The sequence below is a fragment of the Arthrobacter sp. FW306-04-A genome, assembly GCF_044358315.1.
In the GTDB taxonomy this organism is placed as follows: domain Bacteria; phylum Actinomycetota; class Actinomycetes; order Actinomycetales; family Micrococcaceae; genus Arthrobacter.
Window position 1 is genome coordinate 3,005,524 of record NZ_CP084559.1, and the last position, 19,801, is coordinate 3,025,324.

The window sequence follows — 19,801 nt, forward strand, 5'->3', positions numbered from 1 at the left end:
CTCTGGTAGCCCGGCTAAATGATCAGCGAGAGCACCATGATGAAGGCGAAGCCGACTACCGAAATGAGCGTCTCCATCACCGACCACGTTTTGAACGTTTGCCCGACCGTCAGGCCGAAGAGCTCCTTCACGAGCCAGAAACCGGCGTCGTTGACGTGGGACAGGAAGAGCGAGCCTGCACCGATGGCCAGGGCAAGGAGTGCCGCGTGCGTCGGGCTCAGGCTGCTCGCCAGTGGAGCCACGATGCCGGCGGCCGTCACCGTGGCAACTGTCGCCGAGCCCGTCGCCAGACGGAGCGCCACAGCCACAATGAAGCCCAGGACCAGCACGGACATATTGGCGCCCTCGGCCCATTTCTTGACGGCGTCACCGACGCCCGCACCGATCAGGGTCTGCTTGAAGCCACCGCCGGCGCCCACGATCAGGAGGATCGCGGCGATCGGTCCGAGGCTGTCGCCGAGCTTGGCCGTAATCTTGGTGCCGGTGAATCCGACGGCGTATCCGAAAGTCACCATGGCGGCGAGCACGGCTAGGGTCATGGCCACCAGCGGCTGGCCCACGAAGTCCAGGACCGTACGGATCATCGGAGCGTGGGCGGCGTCGGGCCAGACGATGTCCGCGACGGCCTTCAGGAGCATGAGCACCACCGGGAAGATGATGGTCAACAACGTGACGATGAAGCTGGGCTGACGCTTGACTTCGCTGAGATCGACGGCGTGCTTGGTGTCGACGCCGCCGGCCACCGCGGGAGCATCCACGGGAACCCAGCGCGCGGCCAGCCGGGAAAACAGCGGACCACAAATGATGACTGTGGGAACGGCGACCAAGAGACCCAGTGCCAGCGTGGTGCCCAGTTCAGCCTTCACCGCGCTGATGGCGATGAGTGGCCCTGGGTGCGGCGGCACCAGGCCGTGCAACACGGACAGGCCCGCCAAAGCCGGAATCGCGATGCGCATGAGCTTCATCTGCGAGCGTTGGGTGACCAGGACGATCACCGGCAGGAGCAGGACGAGACCAATCTCGAAGAACATCGGAAGGCCGATGATGACTGCGACCAAGGTGATCATCCAGACCACCTTGTTGCCGCTGGCTTTCTCCAGGAGGGTGTCCACCACACGGTTTGCGCCGCCGGAGTCAGCCAGGAGCTTACCCAACATGGCGCCGAGTGCAATCAGGATCCCGACCTCTTTGAGGACGCCACCCACGCCGTCTTCGAAGTTGCTGATGACCTTGGCCAGTTCCACTCCGGATGCAAGGCCGACGAAGGCCGATCCGAGCACCAGGGACAGGAACGGGTGAACCTTGAATTTGGCGATCAGCAGGACAATCAGCGCAATGCCAATGGCCGCGACCACGAGAAGTTGGGTATCGTGCCCGGTCCAGTTCACGCTGCACCACCGGCCGAGCGGGCCTGCAGTGCCTCAAGGCCGAGCCGTTCGATGATTTCGTCAGCCTCTTCCGATGGAGAAGCGGACACGCACAACGAGATGTGGTTCTCGTCCTCCGTGGGCTTCTCCAGTGCGTCGAACTGGGATTCCAGCAACGAGGGGGGCATGAAGTGGCCGTGGCGCGAAGCCAGCCGATCGGAAATCTTGTCCTTGCTTCCTTGGAGGAAGACGAACACGACTCCCTCGCCGCGAAGGACGTCGCGGTAACGCTTCTTCAACGCCGAGCACGTGATGATGCCCGGCCTTCCGGCTGCTGTGCGCTCCTTGATCCAATCGGCAACGATGTCCAGCCACGGCCAGCGGTCCTCATCACTGAGAGCGTGCCCTGCCTGCATCTTTGCCACATTCGCTTCGGGGTGCAGGTCGTCGCCTTCGGCGAGGTCCCAACCCAGGCGGCCGGCCAATACGCCGGCCACTGTCGATTTACCGGAACCGGAGACGCCCATGATCACCAATACCGGTTGTTGTGCAGTCTTCGCCATCAAAGTCTGCCTTCCTCAATTAAATATGATTTAAACGAGTCTAAGCATATGACACAGGTTACACATCAGCAATTTCAGAAACCGGCGATGGTTCCGGAGCCGTTGACTTCCACTACGTGGAACGCCTCGGCACCGCGCCCGGCCGCCATCCCCGCGCGCAAGGCATTCCGCTCCAGCATGGCCCGGACAGCGCGTTCCATGCCTTCCAGGTCGGGATGCTGGCTCGCATGGATCCGGATCGCGGCGAGCTTGGCGTCAATGTGCCTTGTGACGTCCACGAAATAGTTCTCACGGCCTTCCGGACCGGCAAACAGCCATAGCCACGGCAACTTGTAGGCCTCGAGTCCGGCCTCCGCGAGTTCCGGGTAAGCGAAAGGGTTTTCAACCGCGGGGTACACGGCCCGGGTCACGATCTCCCCCACAGCAAGGTGGTCCGGGTGGCTTTTCTGGATCCTGTCCCAGTTGCGTTCCGGGTGCATCGCCAGGACGACGTCGGGACGGACTTCGCGGATCAGCTTCACCACTTGCCTGATGACTTCATGCGTAGGTTCCAGGTAGCCATCACGTTCGTGGAGGTAGTGCAGGTCCGTCACGCCGACGAGGGCCGCGGCTTGTCTCTGCTCCTCCGCGCGCATGGCAATGATTTCTTCGCGGTGCGCCGGATCGAAGCCCCCGGCATCGCCGTCGGTCATGATGCAGTAGCTGACCTCGACCCCGGCGGCGGTCCAGGCCGCGATGGTGCCGGCCGCGCCGAAGTCGATGTCGTCCGGGTGGGCAGTAAAACAAAGCACCCGCTCAACGCGCTCCGCAGAGGCGTTGAACGGGCTCTTTGCCGACGCAGCGTCAGAGGACAAAGGGATCAGCCTTTCCGCTTCTTGATCTCTTCGGTGGCCTGCGGGACAACTTTGAAGAGGTCACCGATGATGCCAAAGTCTGCAATCTCGAAGATCGGCGATTCGGCGTCCTTGTTGATCGCAACGATCACCTTGGAGGTCTGCATGCCGGCCTTCTGCTGGATGGCACCTGAGATGCCCGCCGAGATGTAAAGCTGAGGGGACACGGTCTTGCCCGTCTGGCCTACTTGGTAGTCATGGCCGATCCAGCCTGCATCCGTAGCGGCACGGGAAGCCCCGAGTGCACCGCCCAGGGCGTCGGCCAGTTCTTCCAAGGGACCGAAGTCGCCGTCAACGCCGCGTCCACCGGCAACCACAATCCGGGCTTCTGTCAGCTCGGGACGGCCACTGGCAGGCTTTTCGGCCCGCCCGGTGATCCGCGCTGCATTCGCCGTGGCATCAGCCGGGACGTCGATAGTGACGGCTTCAGGCGTGCTTGCCGCGGCCGGGGCCTCGACGTCAACACTGTTCGGCTTGACCGTGAGCACGGCGACGGCCGTGCGAGCCTTGGCCGTGGTGGTGTACGAGCCGGCGAGGACCGACTTATGGGCTGTGCCATCGGCGTCGACGCCCACAACATCGGTAATGACACCGGCATTGAGCTTCACGCCAAGGCGGGCCGCGATTTCCTTGCCGTCCGCAGTGTTCTCCAGCAGGACAGTTTCGGCCCCTGAGGCGGCAACCGCCGCGGCAACGTATGCGGCTTTCGGCGCGACGAGGTAGTCGTCCAAGTCCGTAGCAGATGGCCGGTAGAGAACTGAGACTCCGTGCGCCCCCAAGGCGGCGGCGACGTCGTCGTGCAGTTCACCGTTGAAGGCGACTACCGCTTCCCCAAGGGAATGGGCGATCGTCAGGAGTTCGAGGCTGCTCTTCTTGAGCGCCGATCCCGGGTTGTCAATGAATACAAGTGCTTTTGCCATGTGTCTGGAATCCTCTTAGAGCAGCTTCTGGGCGGCCAGGAACTCAACCAGCTTGATGCCGGCGTCGCCTTCGTCAGTGATGATGGTGCCGGCGGTGCGCGGCGGACGCGCTTCTGCGGTCTCGACGGCGGTCAGCGAACCCGCGGCGCCCACCTGGGCGGCATCGACGCCGATGTCGGCCAAGGTGAGCGCAGCGATCTTCTTCTTCTTGGCAGCAAGGATGCCCTTGAAATTGGGGTACCGAGGCTCGTTGATCTGGTCCGTCACGGAGACCAAAGCCGGCAAAGTTGCCTCGACGGTGTCCGCGTGGGCGTCACCGTCACGACGGGCCACGACGCGTTCGCCGTTGACCTCCAGGGAGGAAGCAAACGTGACCTGCGGGATCCCGAGCCGCTCGGCGATCTGGGCGGGAACCAAGGACGTTTCGCCGTCGGTCGAGGCCATGCCCGTCAGGACAAGGTCCACGGGTGCGTCTGCGCCTAGATACCGGATTGCCGCGGCGAGGGCCAGCGAGGTGGCGGCTGCATCGGAACCGGCCAACGCATCATCGCTCAAATGCGCACCAGAGGAGGCTCCGATCTGCAAGGACTTCTTGATCGCGTTCACGGCGCCGGCGGGACCCATGCTCAAGGCGATGACCTCGTTGCCCGCTTTAGCACCTCCGCGTGCCTCGCTGAGCTGCAGGGCGGCTTCAAGCGCATACTCGTCCAGTTCGGAGAGGATGCTCTCGTCACGGTCCGTCGTGTTGCCTGGGCCGGTGAGGTGTCGGTCGAACTGCGCGTCCGGGACGTGCTTGACCAGAACAACAATCTTCAATGTGTCTCCCACTGTGTTCGAGGCAGCCTTCCATACTCGGGGATGGCCAGCAGCTGGCGGCATGGCCAAGAGTGCCCAGCGTAAGGGCTCGTCCTAGCTAAGCATATTGCGGGACAAGTCGGGCAACGCCGTGCACCCGCGTTAACTCCTGTTTCATGGATCGCTCCCGTTTGCCGCGCTAAACACTCGACGGCGGGCGGCACCGCTTGGTGCCGCTCGCCGTCGTCGATTATTAGCTTGTTGCCCGCTGGAAGGCTACTGTGCGGCGTCCAGGGTCACATCGAGCTCCTGCGACTGGCCGCCGCGCTGGATGGTCACCTTGACTGTTGCACCTGCCGGCCGCTCACGGACAGCCGCAGTGAGCTGTTCGGGATCGTTGACGTCCATGCCTGCGAACTTTGTCACGACGTCACCCACTTTGATACCTGCCTTCTCGGCAGCGGAGCCCGCGGTCACGCTTGCCACCTGCGCGCCTACCGAGAACCCGGAGGTGCTTCCTGTGCCCGACTTGGGCTGCACGCTGACGCCGAACTGCCCATGGCTGGCCTTGCCCGACTTGATGATTTCGTCAGCAACACGTTTCGCGTTGTTGATGGGGATGCTGAAGCCCACACCGATGTTGCCGCTCGACGAAGACGAGGAACTGCTGCTGCCGGCCGAGGCGATCGCCACGTTGACGCCGATGACCTCACCCTTGGCGTTGACCAGGGCCCCGCCGGAGTTGCCCGGGTTGATGGCTGCATCCGTCTGGATCACGTTGAGCGAAACGGTGCCCTGGCTCGCACTGCGCTGGGCTTGGCCACCGCCTGGAGGAGCGAATTGGAATCCGCCCTGGCCGCCACCCTGCGAGCTGTCAGAGCCACCGTTGGGAACAGCCGAGGACGCCACACTGATGGTGCGGTTGAGCGTAGACACGATGCCGTCAGTGACGGTGCCCGGCAGGCCGAGAGGGGCACCAATGGCAACCGCGTTGTCGCCAACGTTGATCTTGCTCGAGTCACCGAGCGTAGCCGGCACCAGGCCGGAAGCGTTTTCCAACTTGATAACGGCGAGGTCCGATAGCGGGTCCGTGCCTACGACCGTCGCCTTCATGACGCGTCCATCACTTAACCGCACTTCAATAGCGGCGTTGGCGCTGGCGCCGTCGAGGGTCACCACGTGGGTGTTGGTCAGGATGTGTCCCTGATCATCGAGGATGATGCCGGAACCCGTGCCGCCCTGGCTTCCACTGGTGGCCATGATGGTCACGACGCTGGGCGAAGCCTTGGCTGCTGCTGCCGTGATGGCGTTGACGTCGTCCTTGTTGTTGACGATCACCGTTCCCGTCTGGCTGCTGCCGGCCGCGATCTGGGTCCGGTTGCCGAACAACTGATCACTGGCGGCCACCACGCCGCCGCCCACGAGCCCTGCCGCCAGGATGCTGGCCACCAAGGTCCCGACGCCGAAGACTGGCTTGCGCTTAGGGCTGGCCGCTGGACCGCCCGGGTGTGCCGCCGCCGGGAACTGCTGGGTGGGATAGTGCTGCGCGGGGTTCGGTCCACCGTAGAAAGGCTGGTGCTGCGGATATGGGTGCCCCTGGCCTGCGGGGTAGTCCAGGCGCTGGGGTTCCGCGTGCTGCGGCGCCGCACTGTGCTGGGGGGCGCCGTGCTGTGACGGGTTGTTCTGGGGAGCGCTGTTTTGAGGTGCGCTGTTTTGAGGCGCACCGTGCTGCGCCTGGATCTGTTCGGTGGCGTTTTCGGCCGGGCCTTGGGCCCAAGGTGCAGGGGCGTGCGCTGTGTGTTCGGGCTTCGCAGTGAAATCCTGACCCGGCTGGTATGCCGGCAGCGGCGCCGTAGGCTGGGAGTTTGCTTGCTTGTCCCCCTCCGCCTTGCCGTCGCTCTCAGGACCATGGTTCTCGGGGCCATTGTTCTCAGGCACGGCGCCCTGTGCTGGGTTCTCCGTCATGGGACTTCCTTTCTTCCTCGTCCCCTTAACTATCGTCGCTCTTGCTGAATCAAGAGTCGACGTTCGCTGGGAGCTTGCTGAACGCCAACCTCGGAACGGCCATGTGCCCCGAAAGGCCCCGGTTAGCCCTCTCAACGCTGGGGCAGGGCAGATCTCTCCCCGTTTCGCTGGCGGCATATTTACCGCTGTGGACGCTCCAAAAGGTGCACCATAGAATCAAGTGGAATTGCCACAGCGACCTGCGGCTTGACAACCATGCGTGGGGGCGCTGATGCATTCTGTTTCGATTGGTCCGGCCCGGGCCAATCGCAAACGTGCTGAAGGGTTGCACATGCGGTCAATGTTGAAACGTGTACTCGCCGTCATCGGCCTGGCTGGAATGCTGGCCCTCCCGGCCGCAGCAGCCTGGGCCGCTGACCCGGTGACTATCCCGTCCGGTCAGAACATCACAGACGACGCCGGCGTCCTTCGCGACAAGACTGCGGTTCAAAGCGCAATCAAGTCCCTCTATAGCGAACACCAGTTCAATCTGTATGTCGTCACGGAAAAGACCTTCACCAACCCGGCCACGCCCACAGACTGGGGCAATGCGGTGGCAAAGAAGAAGTCCTTCGGATCGACGGACGTCTTGCTGGTCATCGCCACGGACGAGGGCAAAGTAAACATCACGCGCGGCCCTGGCAGCAAGATCACTGATTCCCAGCGTGACGACATCCTCAAAAATGCTGTCCTTGCAAACCTTGTGCAGGGCAAGAAGAACTACGACCAAGCAGCGATTGATGCCGCCAAGGCCATCGGCGACACCCAGAATTCCGGCGCGGGCACTGCGGTACTCATCGGCGCCGCCGTGGTTGCAGCTGGGGGCGTTGGCACGTACCTGTACTTCCGCAACCGCCGCAAGAAGAGCCCGGCATCCAGTGCGAGCTACGGCCCGCAGGGAGAGCAGCTGGATCCCCTGGCCTCCTTGAGTATCGCGGAATTGCGGCGCAAAGCTGGATCCCTGCTCATCGAAGCGGATGACACTATCAAGTCCAGCGAGCAGGAACTCGGCTTCGCCCAAGCGCAATACGGCGATGCCGCCGTCGGGAACTTCACCAAGGCCTTGCTGGATGCAAAAAACCACATGACCGAATCCTTCAAGCTGCAGCAACAACTTGATGACCACATTCCGGACACCGAAGAGCAGCAGCGTAGTTGGCTCGGCGAAATCATCCGACACTCGGAGGCCGCCCTTGAATCGTTGCGCGAGCAGAAGGCCGATTTCGACTCCCTGCGTGAGCTTGAGAAGAACGCACCCCAGGCTTTGGCAGCCGTTGCTGCCGGCGCCAACGAAGCGGAGGCGAAGATCAGCAGTGCCGAGGAATCCCTCAACGGCCTGCGCCAAAAGTACGCAGACAGTGCGCTCGGCCATGTGAGCGACAACATCACACAGGCCAAGGACCGGCTTGCCTTCGTTCAGAACGCAACAAGTACAGCCCGGGAAAAGCTGGCGGCAGGTGAAAGCAGCCTTGCCGCAGTGGCGGTCCGCGCCGCGGAAGAAGGCCTACACCAGACCAACGTGCTGATCGATGCCATTTCCAAGGTAGCGGGCAGCCTCGACGAAGCCCGGAATTCGCTAGAGGGTGCGGTGGCGGAGACCAGCCAGGACCTCGCACAAGCCAAAGCGATGATTCAGTCCGGCGAGCACCCCGAACTGGCAGGTCCGGTGGCCGGGGTCGAAGCCGCGCTGGCTCAGGTCAAGGCGGAAATCCAAGGCGGAAAGATCGATCCCATCGCCACCTTGGACCGGGTGGAGAGGGCACACCAGGCCTTGGACCAGTCCCTCTCGGGAGTCCGCGATCAGCAGGAACAGGCGCGGCGCGCACAGGCCTCGCTCCAGCAGACCATCATGGCTGCTCAGTCCCAGATCAGCGCAACCTCGGACTACATCGCAGCGCGGCGCGGCGGCGTTGGCCCCGAGGCCCGCACCCGATTGGCTGAAGCCCAACGGAATCTCGACTACGCACTGTCCATTTCCCGCAATGACCCGGTCACCGCGCTGACGTACGCCCAGCAGGCCCAGTCGCTCGCGGCACAAGCCGCACAACTGGCACAGTCCGACGTCGATCAATTCGGCGGCTTCGCGAACCAGGGCTACGGCCGTGGCGGTATGTTCGGTGGTGGAGGGAGCGGCGGCGGCCTCGGCGGAGCAATCCTCGGCGGCATCCTCATCAACTCCATCCTCCACGGCGGCGGAGGCGGCTGGGGCGGTGGGAATAACGACGGCGGAGGCGGCGGAGGCTTCTTCGGCGGCGACGGTGGTGGAGGCGGCGGCTTCTTCGGCGGCGACGGCGGCGGTGGCGGCTGGGGCGGCGACGGCGGCGGAGACGGGAGCTTCTAACTCACGAAGGCTAGGTGGGGGCCAGTCTCCCATGTAGAAGCGGTACAAGAACTGATCACTGGATTCAGTGGGCACCACTGAGCAGGACGAAAGGCAACACCATGGTTAAGCAGTCCATTTTCGGGCGGATCGCGCAGCTCGCCAAGGCGAACATCAATGCCTTGCTCGACCAAGCTGAGGACCCGCAGAAGATGCTGGACCAGATGGTCCGCGACTACTCGAACAACATCGCCGAGGCCGAGTCCGCCGTGGCGCAGACCATCGGCAACCTCCGCATGCTCCAGGCCGACTACAACGAGGACATCAAGAACGCACAGGACTGGGGCAACAAAGCCCTTGCGGCCTCCCGCAAGGCGGACGAGTACCGTTCTACCGGTAACGCGGCCGACGCCGTGAAGTTCGACAACCTTGCCAAGGTCGCCATCCAGCGCCAGATGTCGGCCGAAAACCAAGCCAAGGCCGCCGAACCCAACATCGCCTCCCAGTCGGAAGTCGTGGACAAGCTCAAGAGCGGCCTGGACCAGATGAAGGGCAAGCTCAACGAGCTCACCAGCAAGCGCAATGAGCTGATTGCCCGCTCCAAGACGGTTGCTGCTCAGACCCAAGTGCACGATGCCCTCAAGAGCATCGACATCATGGACCCCACCAGCGAGGTTGGCCGCTTCGAAGAGAAGATCCGCCGCGAAGAGGCGAAGGTACTCGGCCAGCAGGAGCTTGCAGCTTCCAGCCTTGACGCACAGTTCAACCAGCTTGAGGACCTGGGCGAGCAGACTGAAATCGAGGCTCGTCTGGCGGCTTTGAAGTCCGGCGGTTCGAAGGCTGCGATCGGCGCCGGCGCTACCGCTCCGGCAGACGACACTGTGGACGAAGCCGACTTCGATAAGCTCTGATCCAACAACAGAATGGCCGGACCTCCATCGAGGTCCGGCCATTCCTGCTTGCGGCGTGCTTTAGGACCCGACAGCAAGCCGCCCGACGATCAGCCGCATGATTTCGTTGCTGCCTTCCAGGATCTGGTGGACACGCAGGTCCCTCGCAATCTTCTCTAGCCCGTATTCGGACAGGTATCCGTAGCCGCCATGAAGTTGAATGGCCTTGTTTGCCACGTTGAAACCCGCATCCGTGGCGACGCGCTTGGCCATCGCGCACAACCTCACGGTGTCCGGGGCGCCGCGGTCCAAGGCGTCAGCGGCCCTGAGGATCAGCGTCCTGGCGGTTTCGAGTTCAGTATCCATGTCGGCGATGTCAAACAAGAGGGATTGCTGGTTGATGAGTGGACCACCGAAGGCCGAGCGTGACTTGAGGTAGGCGATGGACTTGTCCAGTGCCGCCTGGCCGCCGCCCACGGAACAGGCGCCCATATTGACCCGGCCCCCGTTGAGGCCCTTCATGGCGATGCCGAATCCGCTGCCTTCCTCGCCAAGGCGGTTGGCCACGGGGACCCGTACGTCCTCGAAGATGACTTGGCGGGTGGGCTGGGCATTCCATCCCATTTTCTTTTCGTTCGGTCCGAAAGACAGGCCCGGCGCGTCCGCAGGTACCACGATTGCGGTGATTCCCTGGCTTCCCGTGTCCGCGGTCCGGGCCATGACCACATAGATGCTGGAAGCACCGGCGCCCGAAATGAACTGTTTGGTGCCGTTAAGAACGTAACTGTCGCCGTCGAGCACTGCTTTGGTGCTCAGCGCGGCGGCGTCGGAGCCTGCTCCCGGCTCGGTGAGGCAATAGCTGCCGAGGGCTTCCATGGACGCAAGCTGCGGCACCCATTGGGCCCGCTGCTCATCGTTGCCGAAAGCGTCGATCATCCAGACCACCATGTTGTGGATGGAGATGTACGCTGCGATGGTGGGGTCTGCCTTGGACAGTTCCTCAAAGATCAGGGCGGCATCCGTGCGCGTGAGCCCTGAACCTCCGAACTCTTCCCGGACATAAATGCCGCCCATGCCAAGGGTGCCCGCTTCCCGAAGGACGTCCACCGGGAAGTGTTTGGTCTCGTCCCATTCGGCGGCGTGCGGGGCAATGGCAGTTTTGGCGAAGTCGCGCACCATCTCCACCACCGCTTGCTGGTCTTCCGTGAGCTCAAACATTGGCACTCCTTTTCCCGGGTTGTCCGGCTATTGGTAGCGGTTTACTTGCTGACTTTCCCCATCAGCGAAGCGATTGGACGAAGGAACAGCGGCCTCGCGAGGAACCACGCGCCCACAATCACCAGCAAGGACACGGCAAAAATGCCGAAACCAACCCAGTTGATGTCGTCGCTGCCGCCGTACATGTGGTTCAGGTTGCGCAGCGCTCCGGTTGCGAGGACCAAGGTGACATGCACGATGGTGAAGAGCACGAAGTACACCATCACCGGGAAATGCACGGCGCGCGCCAGCTCGATGGGATACACCTTGTTCACCGTGCCGGCCTTCTTCGGCCATGCCGAAGATGTGCGCAGCCCGGTGATGATGGCCAACGGGGCGGCGATGAAGACCGTGACGAAGTAGGTCAGCAACTGCAGCGCGTTGTAGTTGACCCACCCGTCCTCGGTAGGCCAGTTCAAGGATGCGTACTGGAGCGCCGCGGAAATGGCGTTCGGGAAGACATCCCAGCTCGTGGGAATGATCCGCATCCATTGCCCGGTAGCGAAAATCACGATAATGAAGACAACGCCGTTCAGCACCCACAGTGCATCCAGCGTCAGGTGGAACCAGAGGTCCAAGCTGATCTTAGTAGGCGCGTTCTTAGTCCGGATCAGGCCTGTGTTGTTGCGGGTCCATTGGGCCGGTGGCCGCTTGGCTGTGCGAACCTGCCAACCGGAGCGGACGATGAGCACCATGAAGAAGACGTTCAGGAAATGCTGCCACCCGAGCCAGGCCGGGAAACCCACAGGAGCGCTCTCCGGGAGACTGGATGCGCCCGGGTAGTCGTGCAAGAACGCTTGCACACTCGACGTGCCCGTCAGCCACTTGGCCACCAAGACAATGAGCAAAAGCGCGATCAGCACACCGGGAACCACCCAGACGGGTTGGGACCACTTGCTTTTGGCTGCTGTCGACTTTTTCGCGGGGGTGGACATCTTCTCAGACACCTCTCGGAAGAACTTTGCAATCACGGACGCATCAAGCTAACAGGCTTTGGGCTGAAGCGGCCAAAGCCTGTTACGCCGTCAGTTGGATCGGGCTTTGACGGCCTCGATGAGTTTTGGAACCACTGTGAAAACATCGCCCACGATTCCGAAGTCGGCCACGTCGAAAATCGGCGCGTCCTCGTCTTTGTTGATGGCCACGATGGTCTTGGCAGTCTGCATGCCTGCGCGGTGCTGGATGGCTCCGGAAATTCCCAAAGCAATGTACAGCTGCGGGGACACACTGACACCGGTTTGGCCAACTTGGGCCGTCTGGGCGATGTACCCGGCGTCGACGGCGGCACGTGACGCGCCGATCGCCGCACCCAGAGCGTCGGCTAACTGTTCAACCAGCACAAAGTTCTCGGACGAGCCCAGGCCCCGTCCGCCGGAGACCACCGTTGCGGCACTGCGAAGCTCCGGCCGGGCGGAGACGACAGGATTGTCGTTGAACTGGTCAATGACAGCGGCACCCGCGGTGGTGGCTTCCATGGACACGGCGCTGACGTCCGCCGTGGTTGCTGGAGCCTGGCCTTCGATCGCACCCTGTCGAATGGTGAGGATGGGCAGCCCGCCGTCTACCGCGGACTCGACGATGTAAGCCCCGCCAAAGACTGAATGCCGGGCGACAACGGTTCCGTTGTCGGTACGCACCTGCACGACGTCCGCGAGCACGCTGCCGCCTGTCCGCACGGCAAGTCGGGCGGCGGCTTCGCGGCCGTCCGCCGTGTTCGTGGTGAGCACGGCCGCCGGCTCATAAGCCTCTACTGCCCGGCTCAGCGCATCGACTGCAGGGGCCACCAAAACGGTTCCAGCGCCTGGTGTCACAGCCGAGTAGATCCTTGCCGCGCCCAGCTCACCCAGCCGCGCGACGTCGTCGTCCGCCAGAGGCTCCGACGAGACCACGACGGCGACCGGCGAGCCCAGCGTGGCAGCGGCGGCCAACAGCCCGCGGGCGGGGGCGGCAATCTCGCCGCGGTGGGAAATTTCGATGAGTGCCAAGACGTTCGACATTTTCTTTTCCTCCTCAGACCAGGCGATTTGCAACGAGGAACTCCGCCAGCTCGCTGGCTGCGGTCCCGTCATCGATGAGTTTTCTCCCCGCTGCGCGCGGTGGCCGTTCGACCGTGGAGACCACCACGGTGCGGCTCGCGCTTGCCGGGACGTCGAGCTCGGAGGAGGACAGGGTGGTGACGGGTTTGCGCTTCGCCGTCAGAATGCCCTTGAAGTTGGGAAACCGGGCTTCCGGGAAGCGTTCAGTCACAGTGATGATGGCAGGCAGTCCGGCATGGACGTTGAGGGTTCCGCCCTCGCCCTGGCGAACGCCGCTTACCGCGCCGTCGGCGATCTCAGTGGAGATCAGCGATCCCAGCAGAGGCAGTTGGAGGTGTTCGGCCACCATGGCGGGCACGACGCCGGCGCGGCCATCCGTGGATTCGTTGCCGGCCAGCACCACGTCAAAACCTGTGGACCGCAAGGCGGCCGCCAGTGTCGCGGCGGTGCGGCCCGTGTCGGCGCCTTCCAGGAAATCATCCAGAATGTGAACCCCTGAATCCGCGCCCATGGAAAGAGCCTTCCGCAACGCTTGGGAGGCCTCGGCGGGTCCCATTGTCATTGCCACGACTTCGGTGCCCTTGTTGGCGTCCTTGATGCGCAACGCTGACTCAAGGGCCCGTTCGTTGATTTCATCAATCACGTTGTCGGCGGACTCACGGTCGAGCTGACCCGTAGCGAGGTCGAGCTTCCGTTCTTCCGCTGTGTCCGGCACTTGTTTGACGAGCACGACGATCTTCATTCAACAGCTCCCTCGATGCAAATGGCTGACGCTTGGAATCGAGAATACTAGGAACTCCTAGTATTTACCATGCAGCGATGGAAGGAATGCTTGGATCTCCTATCGATTCTTGCGGGAGCTGGGGTTCCCACTCCGGGCATCGCGATGCTGCCCAGCGGTGGGTATCAGGATCCGGTTGGGACCGGCCTAACCCTGGCGAATGCCGAGAGTGTTCCCGTCGGAATCACGGAACCAAGCGCCGCGTGCAGGGCCGAGCTGGGCGATGTGCCCTGTCGTGGCAAGGGGACCCTCTGCGTAGTCGAGGAACTCGACGCCCTTGGCGGCCAGGTCTTGGACCACGGCCTCGATGTCATCCACTTCGAAGTGTGCAAGGGTGTGCTCGGTAGCTGTAGGCGGACGCTTGAAGACTGAGATCTCACTGACGGATCCGCACCGGTACCGGACGCCTACCGGAGTTTCCCAGAGGAAGGTCAGCCCTAAGACGCCGCCGTAGAATTCCTTCGCCCGTTCAAGATCCGTGACCGGAACTGTCGCCACGACCATCGTTGCATTGATCATCAGGACCCTCCTCGGGCCGGCCCTTCCGTCGGATGAACGGGCCATTCGGCCCAAGTTTCGTCCTCCAAGAGCTGGACTGTCAACGCCTGAAGCGTGTCCTAGTTCGTACAGTGTCCTGAGGTCCAGGGGATGTGTTGGTGCTTCCCACGGCCACCATCACGCTGACAAGCACCGACAACGCTATGACCACGACGATTCCAGTGAAGTTGGGCTGGAATTCCAAAGCCATTGCCCCGTTTTCGGTTCCGGCGTTCGCCATGAACAGACCGGGCAGGGTCGCCGGGGCGCCCGTTGAAATGGCGACCGCACTCGTGGCCACGCAGAGAATGAACGCCAGGGCGCATCCACCGGCCGCTCCTCCCAAGGCTGCGCCAACTATTTTCGATGTTCCACCCGTCTAGGTGTAGGCCGCTAGGTGTAGGCCGCTGCGAATGGTTCCACGGGCATGGCAGTCCAGGACCGTAGCTAATAGGGCAAAACAAAAGAGCCCGCCCTGTCGGGCGGACTCTTTCGTGTACTTGGTTGCGGGGACAGGATTTGAACCTGTGACCTCTGGGTTATGAGCCCAGCGAGCTACCGAACTGCTCCACCCCGCGTCGCAAAATCAACTCTACCGCACATTCCGGGGCGCCTCTGACCACTCGGGTGTGGGCTGCGGCACGTTGAGGATTACCCCGTTTCCACCCCACGAAAAGCGATGGAAAACAAAAAGATCCGGCACAGTGTTTCCACTGTGCCGGATCTTTTTCTCCAGTTGCGGGGACAGGATTTGAACCTGTGACCTCTGGGTTATGAGCCCAGCGAGCTACCGAACTGCTCCACCCCGCGTCGCAAGAACTACTTTACCTGCCGGTGAATGTCAGGCCAAATCCAAACGACGTGACCTCCGTCTCCCTGGTCCGCCGGCGGCCCGACTCTGGCCCCAAAACGGCCTGAGCACTGAGGTCAGGCCACCGGAACAAAAGGAAGACCGGACCAGCCCTGGCGGGGGCTGGCCCGGTCCTGTGACGCTCCCCAGCTAAGCCGATATCAGCCAGCTGCAGAATTGCCTACTTGCTTGGCGAGGGCGACGACGTGGACGTCGGCGACGGTGTCGCGCTGGCCGAAGTCGCCGGCGTGACACCGAGCCGAGACTCGGCGTCGAGCGCCTTCTTCAGTGCGGCGGACAGAATGTTCTGCTGAGCGCCATAGCCGGCGAAGTCCCCCTTGGCCAGAGCGGCCTGGCCGTCCTGGATTGCCTTGTTGGCTTCATCCAGCGCGGCCTTCAGCTGGGCCTGGGCATCCGCGGCGGCGGGTGGAGTGCTAGCCCCCGGTGTGGTGGGAGTCTGGCCGTTGTTGGCCGAGTCCCCAGCCGAAGCCCCGGAGTCGCCCCCGAACAGGATCTTCAACGCGGCGTCGAGCGTCGGCGCAAAGCCGACCTTGTCACCGAAGGCCACCAGCACCCTTTGAAGCGTCGGATATGACGTCTCACCCGTCGACTTCAGATACACCGGCTGGACATAGAGCAGGCCTCCGCCCACCGGCAATGTCAAAAGGTTGCCGTTGAGTACATCCGAGGCGCCTTGCCTCAGCAGGTTGAGTTCCCGCGACACTTCAGGATCGGAGTTGAACTTATTCTGGGCCTGGCCAGGTCCCGGGACTTGGGTGTCCGTTGGCAGCTGCAGCAAGCGTAGCTGCCCGTACGTGTCAGCCTTCACCCCCTTCTGGCTACCTGCGTCGGAATCTGCTGCCAGGAAGCCGTACAGGATATTTCGAGCGGCCCCGTTGACAACCTGCGGAATGAAGGACGACGTCAGTTGGAACGCAGGCTTGGTCTGGTCGGGCATCTGCAGGGACATGTAGAACGGAGGCTGTTTGACGGCATCAGTGACCGTGGGATCGTTCGGAACGCTCCACGCATCGTTGTTCTGGTAGAAGTTGTCCGCATTGGTCACGTGGTAACGCCCAAGCAGCTCACGCTGAACCTTGAACAGGTCCTCAGGGTAGCGAACATGGCTCATAAGCTGTCCCGACATTTCCGAGTACGGCTTGATGGTGGTCGGGAAGATCTTTTCCCAGGCCTTCAGGATGGGGTCCTGGTCATCCCAGGCGTACAGGGTCACCGATCCGTCATAGGCATCAACAGTGGCCTTGACCGAGTTCCTGATGTAGTTGACGGTGCTGTTCGGCAAGGCTGCTGTACGTCCGGAGGTCGTCTGCGAGTCAGCCGTAGCGTTCTGGAGCTGCTGCTGCTGGGAGTATGGGAAGTACTGGCTGGTGGTGTAACCGTCCACGATCCACTTCACACGGCCATCGACCACCGCGGGATAGGCGCTGCCGTCCACGGTCAAGTACGGAGCGACCTTTTGCACTCGCTCGCGCGGGGTGCGGTCATAGAGGATCTGGGACTTCTCGTTGACGCCATCGGACAGCAGCAGATCCGAAGACTGGAACTTGATGGAGTACAGAAGGCGGTTGAACCAGTTGCCCACATTCGGCCCACCGTTGCCTGTGAACGTGTACTGCGTTTCGGTCGAGGTGTCCTTGCCGGCAGGACGGTCCTGTTCACGGTGCGGAGCACCGTCCGGGGCACCGACCACCGAGTAGTCCGGCGAATCTTCGCCGAAATAGATACGCGGCTGGTAACTCGTGTCACTGCCGAGCGTGCCCATGGATGGAATACCGGATAGCAGGAAGTCCGGCTTGCCATCGACCGTGAATGTGTTGCCCTTGGCGGCCACCACTCCGTAACCGTGTGTATAGACGATATGGCGGTTGACCCAGGTTTGTTGGCTGGCGTTCAACCCGTCCTGGTTCAATTCACGGACGGCAATAACGGTGTCCTGGGTCTTGCCGTTCACCGTGTACCTGTCAACGTTCAGGGCTTTGGGGAACTGGTAATACGGACGGTATTGCTCCAACTGGGAGAATGCGGAGGAGACCAGGTTCGGGTCGAGCAACCGGATATTGGCGGCCGTCTGCGCGTCCTTGGCAAGAGCCCCGGTCTTGGCGGCAGTCGTGGCGTTGTAAGGGGAAACCTTGATCTGGTCCAGACCGTAGGCGGCCCGGGTCATCGCAATGTTGCGGTCGATGTACTTGTTTTCCAGTGTCTGCTCCGACGGGCGGACTTGGAACTGCTGGATGACCCACGGGTAGACGCCACCAGCCAGGATTGACGTGATAATGAGCATCGCGGTGCCGATGACAGGAAGGCGCCAGCGGCCGATCACAGCGGCCACGATGAAGAGGATCGCCACGAGGCCAGCGGCAACCGCCAGGATGGTCTTGGTGGGGATCACAGCGTTGACATCGGTGTAAAGGGCGCCCGCCCAGTGTCCGCCGTTGTTTTGGACTGTGCTGTAGACGTCCAGCCAGAAGTTGGCTCCGAGAAGCAGCAGGAAAATGGCGCCGGTCAAGGCCAGGTGGATCTGTGCCGCGCGGCTCGTGAAGATGCCGCGTTCCATGAGCCTGATGCTGCCGTAGAGATAGTGCGTCAGGATCCCGGCGATTCCGGCAACCACCACAACGCTCATGAGGAAACCCGTGACGAATCCAAGGAACGGCAAAGTCATGAGGTAGAAGCTGATGTCCAGGCCGAACTGCGGGTCAGCCTGGCCGAACGGCACCTGGTTGAAGAACAAGAGGACTTTCTGCCATTGGCTCGCAGCGGCACTTCCGGCGAACAGTCCGAAGAGCACGGGGATGCCGATCATGACCACGCGGCGCACCGGTTCAAGCTGGACTTGGTACCGGTTCATGTTGTCCCTGGCCTCGGAGTCCGGGGCATAGACGGGCCGCGCGTGGTAGGCGACGCGGATCGCGTAGAAGACTGCGACGAACATCAGGGCGAAGCCGGCCAGGAAGACGAGGATCCGGGCAAGATTCTCCCGGAAATACACTTCGAAGAAGCCCAACTGCTGATACCAGAGGACGTCGGTCCACACATTGGCAAAGAAGATGAATCCCACCACTACGATCGCCACGACGATCAGGGTAGGAGTCAGGGCACCCCGTCTCAGCGGCGGTCTTCCGGGGGGGTTGGTGCTGGCTGGACGGGACAAACTCGGTACCTCATAGCTGGTCGTCAGTTAATTGTCATCAGTGCGTGTGTTCGTCGGCCCCGGTGCCTGGTGCTGATGGCGGAGGTCGTCATATGTGCCACGAGTGGCGGTGGAGCTAAGTTCCATCGTCAGTCTAGTTGTTGGAGCAAGTCGGAAGACGGGACATGTCCTGTCCAGAGGCGAGTCGTTCCACAGCCGACTTCGCATCCGCCAGGGTCTCCACTTTGACTACTTGCAGGCCATCGGGAATATGCCCTACGACTTCGTCGCAATTGGCTGCCGGTGCGAGGAAAAGGGTGGCGCCTCCGTTACGGGCTCCCCGCATTTTCTGGGCGATTCCGCCAATGGGTCCCACGGTGCCGTCGGGCGAAATAGTGCCGGTGCCTGCCACATGCTTGCCGCCCGTCAGGTCGCCGGGAGTGATGTTGTCGATGATGCCCAGGGCAAACATCATGCCGGCACTTGGTCCCCCCACTTGGTCCAAGGAGATCTTGACATCGAACGGGAAGGTGAACTTGTACTGGAGCATCACTCCGAGGATGTAGCGGCCGTTTGAGCTCTTGCCGGGCGCGATGTTCACGGTCACCGGAGTGCCCTTGCGATCGACGACGACGGCGGCAGGCGCGCCCGCACCATCGGCCAGTGCGGTCTGGATGACGTTGAGGGACGTAACGGCCTTGCCGTTGATCGAGGTGAAAACGTCCCCGGTTTGGAGTTTGCCCGCCGAGGCCGAGCCGTCGGACAACCCCGCGACTTCAAGTTTCTGCTGGTACGGAATGTTCTCTTCCTGGAGCGCGGAGGCAACCGCGTTCTCTTGAGAAGTGGTCATGGCGAGCGCGCTTTCCTGTTCGGATTGCTGCTTGGTGACGCCCTTGGGATAGAGCAATTCTTCGGGGTACACGGCTTTGGAACCGTCCAACCAGGCCTGGAACGCCTCGAAAATGCTCACTGGGCCGTTGGGGCCACCGTTGATGTAGACGGTTGTCAGGTCGAGATTTCCTTTGGCGGGGAAGGTCTGATGACCAGTAATGCTAATGACCGGTTTGTTGTGATCCGTGCCCAGGGTGTTGAACGTTGGCCCCGGCGATTCCACCACGTAAGGAACGGGGAGCGCAGCGGCGGCGACTCCCAACACGAGGGTCAGTGCGCCGGAGACCAGCATTGCGAAATACCGTCCGTCCCGCCGCCGCGCCGGATCGGGCGCGTGGGGCTGTTCCTGCTCCGGCTCCCGCGATTCAGCTCCCTGCGCCGGGGAAGGGGCATGCGACGTCGGGGCGTCTTGCGGGAAGGAGGGGCCGAGAGGCTGTCCGGGTTCCCCGGACGCTCCGGGGCTCGGCAAACTAGTCAATGAAAGACCTCTCCGCGCAGGAACTCGTGCCCAACGCTACCGTTTCGGCCCCTCAGGGTGGAGGCCAG

16 protein-coding genes and 2 tRNA genes are annotated in these 19,801 nt (G+C 62.4%); 3 read left to right on the forward strand and 15 right to left on the reverse strand.

Going from position 1 to position 19,801, the window contains the following annotated elements:
* Nucleotides 1-14 precede the first annotated feature (14 nt).
* The 6 genes from LFT43_RS13805 to LFT43_RS13830 all read right to left on the reverse strand — a co-directional run bounded on the left by LFT43_RS13805 (nt 15) and on the right by LFT43_RS13830 (nt 6,503).
* On the reverse strand, nt 15-1,388 hold the full coding sequence (locus LFT43_RS13805; protein ID WP_395797646.1) for a gluconate:H+ symporter: 1,374 nt from the start codon (nt 1,386-1,388) through the stop codon (nt 15-17).
* Complete coding sequence (locus LFT43_RS13810; protein ID WP_395797648.1) at nt 1,385-1,930, reverse strand: gluconokinase; 546 nt, start codon at nt 1,928-1,930, stop codon at nt 1,385-1,387. Before LFT43_RS13810 ends, LFT43_RS13805 begins: the two co-directional genes overlap by 4 nt.
* Before the next feature lie 74 nt (nt 1,931-2,004).
* Nucleotides 2,005-2,784, reverse strand: a complete 780-nt coding sequence (locus LFT43_RS13815; RefSeq protein ID WP_395797650.1) for a PIG-L deacetylase family protein — start codon at nt 2,782-2,784, stop codon at nt 2,005-2,007.
* Between the two features lie 5 nt (nt 2,785-2,789).
* Nucleotides 2,790-3,743: an electron transfer flavoprotein subunit alpha/FixB family protein gene (locus LFT43_RS13820; RefSeq protein ID WP_395797652.1), complete on the reverse strand. Its 954-nt coding sequence runs from the start codon at nt 3,741-3,743 to the stop codon at nt 2,790-2,792.
* A gap of 15 nt (nt 3,744-3,758) precedes the next feature.
* Nucleotides 3,759-4,559, reverse strand: a complete 801-nt coding sequence (locus LFT43_RS13825; RefSeq protein ID WP_395797654.1) for an electron transfer flavoprotein subunit beta/FixA family protein — start codon at nt 4,557-4,559, stop codon at nt 3,759-3,761.
* A gap of 255 nt (nt 4,560-4,814) precedes the next feature.
* Entirely contained in the window at nt 4,815-6,503 is a 1,689-nt protein-coding gene (locus LFT43_RS13830) for a trypsin-like peptidase domain-containing protein (RefSeq protein WP_395797656.1), read from the reverse strand.
* A 331-nt stretch (nt 6,504-6,834) separates the two neighbouring features.
* On the opposite strand from LFT43_RS13830, the gene LFT43_RS13835 reads away from it, so the two are divergent.
* Nucleotides 6,835-8,883 (forward strand): TPM domain-containing protein, encoded by a 2,049-nt coding sequence (locus LFT43_RS13835; RefSeq protein ID WP_395797658.1) that lies wholly within the window; start codon nt 6,835-6,837, stop codon nt 8,881-8,883.
* 101 nt (nt 8,884-8,984) lie between these two features.
* Complete coding sequence (locus LFT43_RS13840) at nt 8,985-9,773, forward strand: PspA/IM30 family protein (protein WP_395797660.1); 789 nt, start codon at nt 8,985-8,987, stop codon at nt 9,771-9,773.
* A 60-nt stretch (nt 9,774-9,833) separates the two neighbouring features.
* Here LFT43_RS13840 and LFT43_RS13845 read toward each other — a convergent pair whose 3' ends face one another.
* The 5 genes from LFT43_RS13845 to LFT43_RS13865 all read right to left on the reverse strand — a co-directional run bounded on the left by LFT43_RS13845 (nt 9,834) and on the right by LFT43_RS13865 (nt 14,345).
* Nucleotides 9,834-10,970 carry an acyl-CoA dehydrogenase family protein gene (locus LFT43_RS13845; protein WP_395797662.1) on the reverse strand — a complete coding sequence of 379 codons (1,137 nt, stop codon included), beginning with the start codon at nt 10,968-10,970 and terminating at the stop codon, nt 9,834-9,836.
* A 41-nt stretch (nt 10,971-11,011) separates the two neighbouring features.
* Nucleotides 11,012-11,944 carry a cytochrome b/b6 domain-containing protein gene (locus LFT43_RS13850; RefSeq protein WP_395797664.1) on the reverse strand — a complete coding sequence of 311 codons (933 nt, stop codon included), beginning with the start codon at nt 11,942-11,944 and terminating at the stop codon, nt 11,012-11,014.
* Between the two features lie 90 nt (nt 11,945-12,034).
* A complete protein-coding gene (locus LFT43_RS13855) occupies nt 12,035-13,006 on the reverse strand; it encodes an electron transfer flavoprotein subunit alpha/FixB family protein (RefSeq protein ID WP_395797666.1) in 972 nt (323 codons plus the stop codon).
* A gap of 13 nt (nt 13,007-13,019) precedes the next feature.
* Nucleotides 13,020-13,787, reverse strand: coding sequence for an electron transfer flavoprotein subunit beta/FixA family protein (locus LFT43_RS13860; protein ID WP_395797668.1), 768 nt, complete (start codon nt 13,785-13,787; stop codon nt 13,020-13,022).
* Nucleotides 13,788-13,973: 186 nt separating this feature from the next.
* Nucleotides 13,974-14,345, reverse strand: a complete 372-nt coding sequence (locus LFT43_RS13865) for a VOC family protein (RefSeq protein WP_395797670.1) — start codon at nt 14,343-14,345, stop codon at nt 13,974-13,976.
* Nucleotides 14,346-14,482: 137 nt separating this feature from the next.
* Between LFT43_RS13865 and LFT43_RS13870 the strand changes: the two genes are divergently transcribed.
* On the forward strand, nt 14,483-14,746 hold the full coding sequence (locus tag LFT43_RS13870; RefSeq protein WP_395797672.1) for a hypothetical protein: 264 nt from the start codon (nt 14,483-14,485) through the stop codon (nt 14,744-14,746).
* A gap of 118 nt (nt 14,747-14,864) precedes the next feature.
* Here the strand turns inward: LFT43_RS13870 and LFT43_RS13875 are convergent.
* The 4 genes from LFT43_RS13875 to LFT43_RS13890 form a co-directional block, all read right to left on the reverse strand.
* A tRNA-Met gene (locus LFT43_RS13875) sits at nt 14,865-14,941 on the reverse strand.
* Nucleotides 14,942-15,099: 158 nt separating this feature from the next.
* Nucleotides 15,100-15,173, reverse strand: a tRNA-Met gene (locus tag LFT43_RS13880).
* Between the two features lie 221 nt (nt 15,174-15,394).
* The gene (locus tag LFT43_RS13885; protein WP_395797674.1) at nt 15,395-18,385 is read right to left on the reverse strand and encodes a UPF0182 family protein; all 2,991 of its coding nucleotides are present in this window, start codon (nt 18,383-18,385) and stop codon (nt 15,395-15,397) included.
* Nucleotides 18,386-18,518: 133 nt separating this feature from the next.
* Nucleotides 18,519-19,724 carry a PDZ domain-containing protein gene (locus LFT43_RS13890; protein WP_395803088.1) on the reverse strand — a complete coding sequence of 402 codons (1,206 nt, stop codon included), beginning with the start codon at nt 19,722-19,724 and terminating at the stop codon, nt 18,519-18,521.
* Nucleotides 19,725-19,801 lie beyond the last annotated feature (77 nt).

Excerpts from the sequence above, each read along its gene's own strand:
- LFT43_RS13810 (WP_395797648.1), bottom strand. The coding sequence starts at position 1,930 with ATGGCGAAGACTGCACAACAACCGGTATTGGTGATCATGGGCGTCTCC.
- LFT43_RS13820 (WP_395797652.1), bottom strand. The coding sequence starts at position 3,743 with ATGGCAAAAGCACTTGTATTCATTGACAACCCGGGATCGGCGCTCAAG.
- LFT43_RS13830 (WP_395797656.1), bottom strand. The coding sequence starts at position 6,503 with ATGACGGAGAACCCAGCACAGGGCGCCGTGCCTGAGAACAATGGCCCC.
- LFT43_RS13835 (WP_395797658.1), top strand. The coding sequence starts at position 6,835 with ATGCGGTCAATGTTGAAACGTGTACTCGCCGTCATCGGCCTGGCTGGA.
- LFT43_RS13840 (WP_395797660.1), top strand. The coding sequence starts at position 8,985 with ATGGTTAAGCAGTCCATTTTCGGGCGGATCGCGCAGCTCGCCAAGGCG.
- LFT43_RS13845 (WP_395797662.1), bottom strand. The coding sequence starts at position 10,970 with ATGTTTGAGCTCACGGAAGACCAGCAAGCGGTGGTGGAGATGGTGCGC.
- LFT43_RS13850 (WP_395797664.1), bottom strand. The coding sequence starts at position 11,944 with ATGTCCACCCCCGCGAAAAAGTCGACAGCAGCCAAAAGCAAGTGGTCC.
- LFT43_RS13855 (WP_395797666.1), bottom strand. The coding sequence starts at position 13,006 with ATGTCGAACGTCTTGGCACTCATCGAAATTTCCCACCGCGGCGAGATT.
- LFT43_RS13860 (WP_395797668.1), bottom strand. The coding sequence starts at position 13,787 with ATGAAGATCGTCGTGCTCGTCAAACAAGTGCCGGACACAGCGGAAGAA.
- LFT43_RS13865 (WP_395797670.1), bottom strand. The coding sequence starts at position 14,345 with ATGATCAATGCAACGATGGTCGTGGCGACAGTTCCGGTCACGGATCTT.